The sequence below is a fragment of the Myxococcus llanfairpwllgwyngyllgogerychwyrndrobwllllantysiliogogogochensis genome (assembly GCF_006636215.1).
Lineage (GTDB): Bacteria > Myxococcota > Myxococcia > Myxococcales > Myxococcaceae > Myxococcus > Myxococcus llanfairpwllgwyngyllgogerychwyrndrobwllllantysiliogogogochensis.
In genome coordinates this window covers 76,243-88,966 of sequence record NZ_VIFM01000013.1, presented here as the reverse complement: position 1 = coordinate 88,966, position 12,724 = coordinate 76,243, and the positions used below count along the sequence as shown (strand labels likewise).

At 67.7% G+C, this 12,724-nt stretch carries 10 protein-coding genes and 1 tRNA gene; 2 read left to right on the top strand and 9 right to left on the bottom strand.

Annotated features, from left to right (window positions below):
* Positions 1 to 1,453 (top strand): carboxypeptidase-like regulatory domain-containing protein (locus tag FJV41_RS05275; RefSeq protein ID WP_141641296.1); only part of this gene is annotated, 1,453 nt, incomplete at its 5' end.
* Positions 1,454 to 1,520: 67 nt separating this feature from the next.
* On the opposite strand, the gene FJV41_RS05270 is transcribed toward FJV41_RS05275, so the two are convergent.
* The 5 genes from FJV41_RS05270 to FJV41_RS05250 form a co-directional block, all read right to left on the bottom strand.
* Positions 1,521 to 2,108 carry a hypothetical protein gene (locus FJV41_RS05270; protein ID WP_141641295.1) on the bottom strand — a complete coding sequence of 196 codons (588 nt, stop codon included), beginning with the start codon at positions 2,106 to 2,108 and terminating at the stop codon, positions 1,521 to 1,523.
* A gap of 468 nt (positions 2,109 to 2,576) precedes the next feature.
* On the bottom strand, positions 2,577 to 3,830 hold the full coding sequence (locus tag FJV41_RS05265) for a carboxypeptidase-like regulatory domain-containing protein (RefSeq protein WP_141641294.1): 1,254 nt from the start codon (positions 3,828 to 3,830) through the stop codon (positions 2,577 to 2,579).
* 296 nt (positions 3,831 to 4,126) lie between these two features.
* Positions 4,127 to 5,428: an ankyrin repeat domain-containing protein gene (locus FJV41_RS05260; RefSeq protein ID WP_246137010.1), complete on the bottom strand. Its 1,302-nt coding sequence runs from the start codon at positions 5,426 to 5,428 to the stop codon at positions 4,127 to 4,129.
* 321 nt (positions 5,429 to 5,749) lie between these two features.
* Positions 5,750 to 7,366: a Rieske 2Fe-2S domain-containing protein gene (locus FJV41_RS05255; protein ID WP_141641293.1), complete on the bottom strand. Its 1,617-nt coding sequence runs from the start codon at positions 7,364 to 7,366 to the stop codon at positions 5,750 to 5,752.
* Positions 7,367 to 7,611: 245 nt separating this feature from the next.
* Complete coding sequence (locus FJV41_RS05250) at positions 7,612 to 8,688, bottom strand: carbohydrate-binding protein (RefSeq protein WP_141641292.1); 1,077 nt, start codon at positions 8,686 to 8,688, stop codon at positions 7,612 to 7,614.
* A 350-nt stretch (positions 8,689 to 9,038) separates the two neighbouring features.
* On the opposite strand from FJV41_RS05250, the gene FJV41_RS05245 reads away from it, so the two are divergent.
* Positions 9,039 to 10,025: a TerC family protein gene (locus FJV41_RS05245; RefSeq protein WP_141641291.1), complete on the top strand. Its 987-nt coding sequence runs from the start codon at positions 9,039 to 9,041 to the stop codon at positions 10,023 to 10,025.
* A gap of 155 nt (positions 10,026 to 10,180) precedes the next feature.
* Here FJV41_RS05245 and FJV41_RS05240 read toward each other — a convergent pair.
* The 4 genes from FJV41_RS05240 to FJV41_RS05225 form a co-directional block, all read right to left on the bottom strand.
* Positions 10,181 to 10,252, bottom strand: a tRNA-Val gene (locus FJV41_RS05240).
* A gap of 74 nt (positions 10,253 to 10,326) precedes the next feature.
* Entirely contained in the window at positions 10,327 to 10,596 is a 270-nt protein-coding gene (locus tag FJV41_RS05235; RefSeq protein ID WP_141641290.1) for a hypothetical protein, read from the bottom strand.
* 14 nt (positions 10,597 to 10,610) lie between these two features.
* Positions 10,611 to 11,036, bottom strand: a complete 426-nt coding sequence (locus FJV41_RS05230) for an SCP2 sterol-binding domain-containing protein (protein ID WP_141641289.1) — start codon at positions 11,034 to 11,036, stop codon at positions 10,611 to 10,613.
* A 6-nt stretch (positions 11,037 to 11,042) separates the two neighbouring features.
* Positions 11,043 to 12,662, bottom strand: a complete 1,620-nt coding sequence (locus tag FJV41_RS05225; protein WP_141641288.1) for an Hsp70 family protein — start codon at positions 12,660 to 12,662, stop codon at positions 11,043 to 11,045.
* Positions 12,663 to 12,724: the final 62 nt, after the last annotated feature.

Genomic DNA, 12,724 nt, shown 5'->3' with positions numbered 1-12,724 from the left:
ACCCACGGCCCCTCCCGCGAGCCCCTCCGCGCCCAGGCCTCGTCCACCACTGACGCCGCCCACGCGGGATGGGACGGGACTCGCGGAGGTCCGCGTCGTCTCCGCCCAGGACCAGCGGCCTCTCGCGGGAGCCATGGTCGCCATCATTCGCGAGCCCGTCGACCTGGCCAATCCCTTGGAGTCCGCGCTCACGGATGAGCAGGGCCTGGCGCGGTTCCCCGCCGCGCTCCCCGGGCACTTCCACCTCTGCGCGCGCGGCGCGGGGCACGGCGAGGACTGCGAGCCGGACGTGGGCCTCGTCGCCGGAGGAACCATCACCGCCCACCTGGCGCTGCCTCCCGGCGCCACCGTCACCGGACAGGTGCGCAAGCTCGATGGGACGCCCGCCCAGGGGGTGCGATTGATGGCCAGGGGCGAGCGCTCGGTCGAGAAGTGGATGCCCACCCAGGCCATCACGGACGCGCAAGGCCACTACCGCCTGGATGGCGTTTCGCCGGGCCCCGTCTACATCCATCCCTTCTCCCCCGAGGGCCAGGGGCTGGGTCGCGACCTCGACGTCAAAGCGGGAGAGGAGGCTCGGCTGGACATCCAGTTCGCGGGCTTCACCACCGTGACAGTCCAACCCTCGCGCAGCCGCAATCGCCGCTGGTCCCGGTTCAAGAAGTCCAACAACGTGGATGTCATCGAATCCGTCTCCGTCGGCGTTCCGCTGCGGCGTCAGGACGATGGCGGTTGGACCGGCAACGTCGAGGTGGGAAGCCACACCGCGCACGTGAGCGGCGTCCACGGCTGGTCGACCCTCGACGGATGGAAGAAGGTGGAATTGGCCCCCGGAGTCCCGCTGTCCATCAAGGTTCCGTATGACTCGAACGTCCACGGAGTCACCATCGGGCCACCCCATCCTCCGGTGCCGCACTACTTCGAGCTGGCGGGTCATGTCCTCATGCCGGACGGCACGCCCGCGAAGGGGGCACGCATCTCCGTGATGAAGCCCACCCAGTACTGGAGAGGCTGCAGTCAGAGCCCTCGTTACTTCAGCCAGATCCGCTTCGAGGGCTCGGCCTTCGTGGTGAATCCCGTCGTGGGGACGCAGACCGTCGTCCATGCGTGGCTCGATGACGGCCGCGCCGGCAGCGTCACCGTCACGGCCACCGAGGGCCAGAGGGTGGTCGCGGACATCCGCTTGGAGGACACCGGCGCCGTCGTCGGCCACGTCGACGTCACCCAGGAGGGGACGTATGTCGTGGGCCCGCGCCTGAACGTCGACGACTGGATCTACCACCCCATGTCCTTCCGGGGGGCGGACGGGCGCTTCATCGTGGCGGGTCTTCCCCCGGGAGAGCACTTCCTGACGATGGAGGGGAGTCTCGACAAGCGCCCCTTCGTCATCGAGGGCGGGGCTCGCACGGACCTGGGACACCTCAAGGCGGACACGCTGGCCCGGACGCCCTGACTCGCGCGAAGCCCTCGCGTCGGGTCCCGGCGCGCCTCGGCGAGGGCCGAAGCGCTCGGGCGACACTTCAGAGCACGGTGCGGATGGACCGGTCCCCGGCGATGTACTGGTTCAGCGTGTAGCCGAAGTCCGACGTACAGCCGGCATCCACCTTGCGGAGCAGCGCATACAGCGCGCGGCCCACCGGGACGGTATCGAGCACGGACCTCACGCTGAAATGCTCTTCATGCGCGGTGACCTTGAGGTCCTCGTCGAGCACGACCTTGTGCACCGCTTGATAGGTGAAGGAATCCCCGACCAGCTTCTGCCAGGGGCGCCACAGGAGGAAGTGCTTGAAGACCAGCGTGCACGTCACGTCGGCCAGCACGACGTGCGAGCCGTCCGGACGGACGGTCTCCGCGACATCCCCGAACACGATGCGGCAGTCCGTGAGGAACGTCCGGTTGACGTAGACGAGCCGCCGGATGCTCTCGATTCCCTGCACCGTGAGGAGCGGATCCTGGAAGGTGGCATCGGGATGGTAGTGCTTCGTCGCGGCCGCCCGAGGCGGGCGCTCGTCGACGCCATAGAGGATGGGCAGGATGCTCCGGACGAGCTCCGCCGCACTGCTTCGGGACTCATGGAGAGACAGGGTGGAATGCGCGACATCCCTCATCTGGGATACCTCCGACTGGGGTGGTGAAGCTGCTTCGAGCCCGAGCACGCATCAAGCCCGGACAGAAAAACCACGCGGCGGCGCCAGGCCCGTCAGCGCGCCCTGGAGCAGCGCGGAGCGCGGGGAACTCAGCGGCAGGGCTGGCGGCATGGAAGGCGCGACGGTCACCGCGGCGTTGCGAGGCGCTCCCCAGCGGTCGCCCCGAACAAGCATGACGGCGTCGCGCGCGACCCCCGCGCCAATGACAGCCACACGACGTCGACGGAAGGGGGTTCGCCCTGTGGGAATGGCACGCATTCGGAGGCCGGGATGGTCTCCGTTCGGGCGGGGGCTCGTAATCGCCTGTCAGTCGCGGATGGCTGTCGGCTGCTGGACGGCGACCTTTCCGGACACGGCACCCTTCATTTCGGCGACGACAAGGCTCCGGCGCGCGAGCACGCCGGAGCCCCTTGAAACCATCGACTCAGGTCAAGGCAGCGGCGGCAGCGTCAGCACGCCATTGCACTGGCCGGGGGAAGCAGGCACGCCGGCGCCGCCCCACGGCGCTCCCGTGTTCACCGTCACGCTGCCGCTGGGCGGCGGCGGACACCCGAAGCCAGAGGCCTGGCGCACGGTGACGTTGACGTTGGCCGGCAGGTTGTAGAGGACGTCGGTGCCCGCCCCCACGCACATGTTGCGCGTCTGCGTCCCACCGGTGGGGATCGGAATCTCCAGCTCCAGGCAGATGGGCAGCACGGTGCCGGGCGGCAGCGACGCGGCGTTCACCACCACGCGCAGACAGGCGGGGTTCGTCTTTTCGATGTCCGCGTTGACGAAGCCAATCTCGCTGGTGTTGCCCCCGAAGCCGGTGGACGAGATGCGGCTGCAGTCGTCAGGGTCACACGTGACGGTCTCACGCACCCCGCACTGCGTCGGGTTGGGCGCCCGCGTGGCGGGGGTGGCCTGCTGGTTCCACACGTTGGTGCCGACACCCATGGACCACAGCGCGATGGAGCTCGGCGCGGAGCCGGCCATGTCGTTGGTGAGCGGGATGAAGATGCGGGCCGTCGCGCCCGCGCGCAGCTTGAGCAGGGTGCCCTTGGCGTCGCGCACCTCCGTGTAGATGGCGCCACGCGACTCCAGGAAGACCGTCTGGCCCGCGCGGTTGATGGCGGCGTCCGCGCCCGGCATCGCGAGCAGGCCCGTGTCGATGTAGCGCACGCCCACCGTGAACGGGGGGAGGGGCTGCTCACCGGAGGGTCCCTGGAGCGCGCTCAGGTTCACCTGGATGGAGGCGCCGCTGCGCGGGTCCGCCACCGTGGGGGTGCCGCCAGTGAAGGTCTGACGGTGGAGCGTGTGGAGCACGAACCGGGCCCCGAGCACGTTGCGCGTGATGGCGCCGACGTGGGGCATGTACCCCGGCGCGGTGATGGTCAGCGCGGAGCCCATCGGCGCCGGCGCGGACACGGAGAACGAGCCATCCGCGGCCGTGAGCGTCCCAATGCCACGCAGGTCCACCATCGCGCCAGCGACCGGCGCGCCCGTGGCCGTCGTGACGACGCCACAGGCCGTCAGGCCCGTCGACGAGGGCGTACACTGGACGAGCGGACGCGCCTGCTCCACGGAGGGCTGAGGCTCGACCTCCGCGTCAGGCGCGCCACAGCCGCCACCGAGCACCACCGCGCCTCCGAGCAGACCGCACAACCACAGCCACTGCTTGCCAGCGATTCTCGACAGAGACATCACATACCTCCGGATTGGGAGAGAGGTGGCATCGGGCTCGATGACACCCAGGAGCACGATATGTGATTCGTCTGACGTTGCCACGACTGGCACAGGCGTTCCAATCCCGGCGTCAATATCCATCCAAACACAGCCATGCCACACACGACCCACGGCAGGCGGGACCCTCATGTGACATGAAGCGCTACAAACAATGCCTCTCAGCTGGCGGCGTGTGACATGGAATGCCACAAACATCGACGTCCGACCCCAGCGCATACGGGATTCCCGCAAGCGCCGGGGCGAACCAGGTCTCATCATTTCGCCAGTGTGGCTTTCCTTCCGCCCGGCGGCCGCGGCGCCCCCAGGAGTTCGGCGAGCCGCGGGTTCTTGTGGCGCAGCGCTTCCTGGGCGGGGGTCTTCTCCCCCGCGTCCTTGCGCGTGACGTCCGCGCCCGCGCGAAGGAGGAGCTCGATGACCGGCTCCCGGTCCAGGAAGCACACGTGCTGGTGCAGCGGTGTCCAGCCATCGCCCCCGTTGGGGTCGGCGCCCACGTCGAGCAGGGCCTGGGCCACCTCAGGCACCTGGGCGTTGAAGAGCGGGGTGCGTCCATTCTCGTCGAGCGCATCCACCTGGGCTCCGCCCTTGATGAGCACGGGGATGCAGGAGACCGCGCCATCCTCGGCCGCGAGGTGCAGCGGCGTGGCCGACTCGGCGGCGACGGCGGACGTGGAGAGTCCCAGGGCGAGCAACTCCCGCACCAGCGCCGCGTCATCCACGCGGGCGGCCAGGTGGAGCAGCCCCTGCTCATCCTCGTCCTGGACGTCCAGGTTCGCGCCCAGCGCGCGCAAGGCCAGCACCCGGGCCACTCGACCTCCGCCGAAGAACGGGCCGAAGAACGGGGCGGCGTCCTGCCCCGCCGCGAGCAGCAGGCCCGCGTCAAGCTGACGGGCCTTCTTCCCCTTGGGCCGCGCCGCCGGCTTCTGCTTTCGCAGCCACGCCACGAAGCCCTCGTCGGAGAAGGCCCCCTGCAGACCGCTGAAGCAATCCGGGCCGTCGTCCTCCACGTCGAGGGTTCGCTGCTCGGGCGCCGCTTCCAGCACGGCGAGCAGCTTCTCGTAGCCCTTCGTCCCCGGGCCCTTCCGCAAGGTGCGCCAGGCGTCGAGCCCCCGGCGCGCCCGCGCATGGTCCGGCAGCGGGCGCAGCCCCTCGGCCTCCTCCAACGCGGCCTCCACGGCGTCGAGCTGGGCGTCCGTGGGACTGCCCCCGACGACCTCCTCCGCCCACAGGCTCAGGGCCAGCGAGCGCGCCCGCTGGGCATCGCTCAGGTCGCCACCGGCCCGGGTGCCTCGCGTCAGCTCGAGGACGCGGTCCCTGGCCCTCCAGTGCTCCGCCTTCAGCGTTCGCTCCCAGCGACGAGGATCGGTGCGACGCGAGGCGTCCAGCGCCCAGCTCAGGGAGTGCAACGCCATCAGTCGGTCTGGCTCGGCCTCCAGCACCTGGCGCAGAAGGGGAACCGCGTCATCCAGTTGAGGCGGCGACTCGTCGAGCAGGCCGTCCACCTTCTTCATCAGCCTGGCGACATCCATCTTCTTCGGGGGCTTGGGGGCATGAGACATGGCGGACCGAAAATACCGCCCATACCCGCCGCCGGGCTCACCTTTTCACCCAGGGACGCCCGATGAATCCACCGGCTCCCATGAATCCCCGGATTCATTCCGATACACAGACAGACATCCACCAGAACCCAGGGATTCCCGAGTGGGTCAGACGCTCCTCCTGCCAGCCTATTCCAAGCCATCCATGAAAAGACCTCGGCCGGCGGGAGCTCAGAACGTCACCGTGAACGCGAGGCTGGCGCGCATTGGCATCCATTCCTCGCTCAGGGCGGCGTCAGCTTCGAGCCCTGAGCGCCCCACCTCACACCTCGCGTCCGCGATCTACACGCGAGGCTCGACGACTGGCGCGGGGACGGTGGGCTTCTCCGTCTCCTCGGGAACGACGTCCGTCGCCGGCTCCGCGCAGAGCGTGGAGCCATTCATCAAGCAGCGACCTCCGTCGTCCAGGTCGAACTGCCAGCGGTGGCGAGGACAGACGAGGTACTTGCCCTCCTCCACCCAGCCCTCCGCCAGGTCCGCGCCCTGATGCGGACAGAACCGCTGCACGGAGAAGCGCTTCTGCCCCACGGACACCACCGTTCGCTCGCGCTGCGACTCCGTGGAGCGCACGCCTTCGCAGAAGGCGCGCATGTCTTCGATTTCCACCCCCAGGAAGCCATGGAGGATGGGCTCGTAGACGTCTGGCGACCGGCTCAGCCGCAGGCGGAACGACAGCAGGAAGTCCTCCCACGTCAGCTTCCGGTCGAGCACTCGCACCATGTCCGCAGCGGAGACCTTCATCGTGTAGCGCGTCGTCTCGCGAAGCTCGGAGACCTCGTCCACGCGCCGGCCCTTGAAGTCCACCCGCAACAACCGCTCCGGCAGCTCCGTCAGCTCCACGTACAGGGGCATGCCCACGCGCTCGTGCAGGTCCAACAGGTCCAGCTTGCGCTGCAGCTCCACGCGCAGCCGCGCGTGAATCTCATCCACCTCCGCGCGCAGCATGTTGCGGCGGCGCTCCCGGAACAGCGGCGCCATGTCGTCCGCGTATTTCCGGAGGTACGCATCGAAGCCCTCCTGCGTCACGCGCTCCTGGTCCAGTGAGACGAAGTCCAGCGAGCCGATGTCCAGCACGTCCCCGGGCATCGGCTCCAGGTACTTCGACGCGGCCCCCGGCAGGCGCTGCTCCAGGAACCGGAACAGCGTGGTGGCATTGGGGAAGATGTTCACCTTCTCGAAGTTGAGGTGGAACAGCGTCGGGTCCAGGAAGCACGCCGGCCCCGCGGACGCGAGGTAGGCCCGAGGGCGCACCACCTCCAGCGCCCGCGCCACCGCCTCGAACTTGCTGTCGCGCTTCTTCAGCGAGATGGCCGCGTACGTCTCCGGCGAGTACTCGTAACAGGTGGGATGCCAGATGGCGCCGGAGAACTGGGCCGTGAAGACGTCGATGGGCCCCTCCTCCTCGGTGATGCGCGCCAGGCGGTCATGCAGCTTGCAGTCGTTGAGGTTGATGAAGCACTGGCCGTCCCCTCGCACCATGACGGCTGAGTCCCGGTTGGTGCCCTGCTCCGACACGTAGAGCTTGAGGTAGCCCCCCTTGAAGGGGATTTCGCGGCCGTCCTCACAGGCGATGACGCGCTTGCAGCCGTACTTCGCGAAGATGTCCTGCAGCTCCGAGCGCAGGAAGCGAGGAATCACCACCGTGAAGTCGCGGCGCTGGAGCGTGGCCAGGAACTCCGGGTCGAAGTGGTCCTTGTGCTCGTGGCTGACGTAGAGGAAGCGCTCCCGGCCCGGCGTCTCCAGCAGCTCGCGCACGCGCGGAGCCAGGTGGTGGTTGCGCGGCAGCTGCATCCACGCCGAGTCGAAGGCGCCCCGCTCGGTCAGCCACGGGTCCATGACGACGACGCTCCGCGCGGTTTCCACGGCGAAGCCCGCATGGCCCAGGAAGGTGATTCGCATGAACGCCGCCCCTCGCCCGAAGTGGACCGGCGAAGCGCCGCGCCCACACCCTCGGATGCCGTCCGCTCCCGCGCCGGCGCGAAGAAGGCTGCGCGTTCCCGGACACTCCGGCCACCTGCCTTGGGGTCTCGCACCTCGTTGGCGCGGAGACATGAAGCCCCCGGACACGAAAAAGGGCGCGGAAGGCTTCCGCCCTCCGCGCCCTGACACGGCCGCGTCCACCGCGGTCCGTGACGCCCCATCAACTACGGCTGGATTTCACGAACGGACAGCCACTTGAAGTCGACGTCCTCCGCGTTGTCCCAGCGGAACGTGGCGATGGGGCCACCCCAGGTGATGGGCATGGGACCGACGGAACCACCGCAGTGCTCGGCGTCACCGCCCCAGTCTCCCGCGTCGACCATGTCGTGGACCTTCTTCCACGTCACCTTGTCGGCGTTCTCGTTGACGTACAGCTCCAGCTTCACGGCCTCCTTGCCGCTGACGGTGGTGTTGCGCATCACCGCCTTGAAGCCCACCCAGCGGCCCTTCAACGCCGACGTCGCGGGCTTGTAGGGCGCCTGCTCGTAGGACACGTGCCACGTCTCCTTCTGCCAGCGGGCACGGCCGTCGTAGTGCAGACCGCCCTTGTAGCTGCTGCCCTCACACCCCGACTCCTTGTCGTTGTGCTTCCCGCCCCGCGCATACCAGTCGAAGTTGTCCGAGCCGTCGGAGGCGGAGTTGAGCTTCACGAAGCCCGTCATCTCCAGGTTCTTCCAATCGTTCGCCGCCTGCATGTAGCCACGGCTGGCCAGCACGTCCCGGTCATAGGTGGGGATCTTCGCCGCCGAGTAACCCGTCGACGTGGTGACACCCATGCGAACCTGGCTGCTCTTCATCTTCCAGGAGCCATCCGAGTTGCGGGTGATGGTGCCCTGGGGATCGAACCGCGAGTCCGACGTGGGGTTGTCCGACAGCGCCCAGGCCTCGCCCCCTGCCTTGGAGGGATAGAGCATCGTCACGCCAAACTTGTCCGCGCCTGGCTGCTCGGGCGTGGGGTCCGGATTGGGAGTTGGCGTCGGATCCGGATCGGGCGTCGGTGTCGGATCCGGATTGGGCGTTGGCGTCGGGTCCGGATTGGGCGTTGGCGTCGGGTCCGGATTCGGCGTCGGCGTTGGGTCCGGCGTAGGCGTGGGGTCAGGCGTGGGGACCTGGGGCTGCTCGGAAGGTGGCTCGGTGCCACTGCCGGGAGACGTCGTACCAGAGGAGTCAGCGCCACAAGCCGTGGCGGACAGGGCAAGCAAGGCCCCGCAAATCGAGGAGAGAAGACGGTTCCGGGTCAAAAGGGCGGTCCTTCTTCGAGGGGCCACGAGAGTGACAGGAGCCGCGGACGCCAATCGCCCTGCGAGCCCTCGCCGCGCCCATCCCGCCGGAGGCCAGAAATGCCTCCGGGCGCGGACGCCTGGTTGGTCTCAATGGCCCGGTGACTGTCGAGTTCCAACCGGACGGGCCGAAACCCACCACGTCCCGCAACCCTTCCCCAGCCAGCGTCGCCCGCTCCAGCCCCCCTCGGGCCGGCCCCTCCCGGGACAGGCCTCCATCCGCTCCCGGCATCCCTTAGGTTTTCTCGATGGAGCGCAACCGGAATCCCTATTTGTCGATGAGAACGGGCGCTCTTATCTGAAATCCACCTATGGAATCCCTACAAACCGTCGGCAGTCCCGCCCTGTGGGGCGGCTTCATTGCCTTCGTCATCGCCATGCTCGCCCTGGACCTGGGCGTCTTCCACCGGAAGGCCCACGCGGTCGGCTTCAAGGAGGCGCTGGGCTGGAGCACGGTGTGGATCAGCCTGGCGCTCGTGTTCAACGCGGGGCTGTGGTGGAAGTTCGGCGGGGGTCCGGCGGTGGAGTTCCTCACCGGCTACCTCATCGAGAAGTCGCTCTCCGTCGACAACATCTTCGTCTTCGTCGTCATCTTCTCCGCGCTGCGCATCCCCGCGCTGTACCAGCACCGGGTGCTCTTCTGGGGCATCCTCAGCGCGCTGGTCCTGCGGGCCATCATGATCTTCGCGGGCGTGGCCATGCTGGAGCGCTTCCACTGGCTCATCTACGTCTTCGGCGCGTTCCTCATCCTCACGGGCCTGAAGCTCTTCTTCCAGCGCAACAAGGAGGACCACCCGGAGGACGGGTGGATGATGAAGATGGCGCGGCGGACCATCCCCTCCACGCCCCGCTTCGACGGGCACCACTTCTTCACCGTGGAGAACGGCCGCAAGCTGGCCACGCCGCTGTTGATGGCGCTCATCCTGGTGGAGGCGTCGGACATCCTCTTCGCGCTCGACTCCATCCCCGCCATCTTCGCCGTCACGCGGGATCCGTTCATCGTCTTCACGTCCAACATCTTCGCCATCCTCGGCCTGCGCTCGCTGTTCTTCCTCCTGGCCGGGGCGGTGGAGAAGTTCAGCTACCTGAAGGTGGGCCTGTCGGGCGTGCTCGTCTTCGTGGGCACGAAGATGGCCATCATCGACTTCGTGAAGATCCACCCCGCGGTGTCCCTGGGCGTCATCGCCGGCCTGCTGGGCGTCAGCATCGTCGCGTCGCTGATCAAGTCGCGGAACACGCCGCCCCACGCGCCGGTGACGCCCGGCGCCGAGCCGCTCGCCAAGCCGTCGGAGACCTGAAGTCCACCCCGCACGGGGAACTCGCGGCGCGCCTGGGAGTCCATGCCCGGGCGCGCCGAGCCGAAGCTCCAAAGAGACATCCGGCGCTGCCTGAGCCGAAAAGCGAAGAGGCCGTGAACCCTTGGGTTTCCCCTTGGATTCACGGCCTCTTCTGTTGGGCGCAGCAGGGCTTGAACCTGCGACCCCTGCCGTGTGAAGGCAGTGCTCTACCACTGAGCTATGCGCCCGCGCTTCGTGTGCGACCGAGACGCGACGAGGGGGTAAATGCCATCTGCCCCCGTGGGTGTCAACGCAATTTCAACTACAGCCCATCCAGCTTCTCTTCCAGTTCGCGCAGCCGACGCTTGAGTCCGGAGAGCTGCTTTCCCACGGCCTTGAACTCGCTGCGCGGCGCGAAGTGGAACGCCTTCAACAGCTCCTCCTGGCCCCGGTCCAGCGCCTGTTTGCCACGCTGAACCTTGCCAATGGCGTTGGCGATGGCCATGGCGCGACTCTCGTCGGCCATCAGCTTCTCCACCGCCTTGCTGGAGACCTCCAGCGCCTGCTTCTTCAAGTCGTCACGGATACCCATGATTGCCCCCCGGCCTACGGCTCGTCGACGAACTGCGTCTGCAGCTTCGCGAAGACTCGGTCCGCGATGCCCTTGTACTTCATGCGCTCGATGAGCGGCTGCAGGTCACCCTTCATGGTGATGCGGCGCTTGAGCACCGCCTCCACCGGGTCCAACGTCCCCTGGAGCAGCTGCTTCCAGACGGTGTACGGGGCGCGCGCCAGATAGATGGGCTCGAGCTCATCCAGGTCGTCCGGGTCCGCGAGCACACGCGCCTTCTCGATGCGGCAGTCACCGGGGACGACGTGGATGACGAACGCCTTCGCCAGCTTGCCGGGCTCCGCTTCGATGACCGCCCCGAAGTCGCCCTTCCAGCCCCTGCCGGCCACCGCGCACTCGGGATCTTCGTTCGTGAGCCGGACCGCTTCGTCCAGCCACTCTTTCGACGGGAACTTCGCCATGCCCCACTAACCTCTCCGGAAGATGCTCTTGATGCTCGAGAGGAGGCCCCGGTCATCGTTGGTGCCGTTGGAGCTGGGCACCGGCTGGGTGTCGCGCTTGATGACGACCTCCTGGAGCGCCTTCTTGAGCTGCTCCGGGGTGTCTCGGGTCGCCAGGTCCACCTTCCGCATGCCGCTGGCCTCTTCCACCATCACCTGGAGCAGACACTCCTCGGTGAGGCGGAAGTCGATCTTGCGACCGGCGGCGGCGGAAGGAACACGGACGGTGCCCAGGTACTCGTTGTCCACCATCAGGTCGCTGTCGCCCTGGAAGATGTCCAGCTCGATGAAGGGCGCGCCGGGCTCCTTGGGAGGAGGCAGGCGGAAGCTCTTCACCATGGGGATGAGCGAGTTCTTCTCGATGATGCGCTTCACGCGACCGTTGGGCAGCGCGTAGCCAATGGGCATGGACAGCGCGTCCAGCAGCGTCACCGCGTCGATGCTGCCCAGCGAGTCACCCAGCAGCGCCGCGCCCAGGGCCACGCACTCGTCGGGGTGCACGCCCTTGCGAGGCGGCTTGCCGAAGTGAGCCTGGATCTTCTGCTGCACGAGCGGCATCCGGCTCTGCCCGCCGACGAGGATGATCTCGTCGATCTCCGAGCGGGCGATGCCCTTCTCCGCCAGCACGCGATCACAGATGTCGAACGTCCGGTCCACCAGGTCGCCGGTGAGGCTGTTGAGGAACTCGCGCGTCAGGGGGATGCGCAGGTCCAACGGCTTGCCCTTGCGCTCGTCGATGAAGGGCAGGTCGATGACGACGTTGGGGATGAGCGTCAGGTCGATCTTCGCCGCCTCGGCGGCGTTCTTGATGCGCTGGAGCGCGATGGGGTTCTCGGCGAGGTCGACCTTGGTCTCCTCGCGGAAGCGCTCCAGCACGTACTCCATGATGCGGTTGTCGAAGTCCGCGCCGCCCAGGAAGGTATCGCCGCCCGTCGCGAGCACCTCGAAGACATTGCCGGACAGGTGCAGGACGGAGACGTCGAAGGTGCCGCCGCCCAGGTCATAGACGAGGATCTTCTGGTCCAGGCCCCGGTTGAAACCGTAGGCCAGCGCCGCCGCCGTCGGCTCGTTGACGATGCGCTTGACGTCGAAGCCGGCCAACCGGCCCGCCTCCTTCACCGCCTGGCGCTGGTTGTCGTTGTAGTAGGCCGGGACGGAGATGACGGCCGCGTCGATGGGACCGCCCAGGAACTGCTCGGCGATGGTCTTCAGCTGGGACAACACGAAGCTGGAGACCTGGGGCAGCGAGTAGAGCTTGCCGTCCAACATCACCGCGGCGTCACCGCCAGGGCCTTCGACGATGTCGTACGGGAAGGCACCGCGGAGGTCTTCCACGGACTTGGAATGGTACTTCCGTCCGATGAGCCGCTTGGTCCCCCACAGCGTGTTGCGGGGGTTGGTGACCATCTGATCCTTGGCCACCCCACCCACCAGCAGGTCACCCTTGGACGACAGGGCGACGACGGAGGGGAGGATGAGATTGCCGCGGTCCGTGGGGACGATCTTCGGGATGCGGTTGCGCACGGACGCCACCAGCGTGTTGGTGGTGCCCAGGTCAATCCCGACGATGCGAGGTCTGTCCGCCATGAAGTTCACAGGCGCGGGTCACAAGACGCACGCCCTCGTCCCACTCTGTATCACGTCGCGAC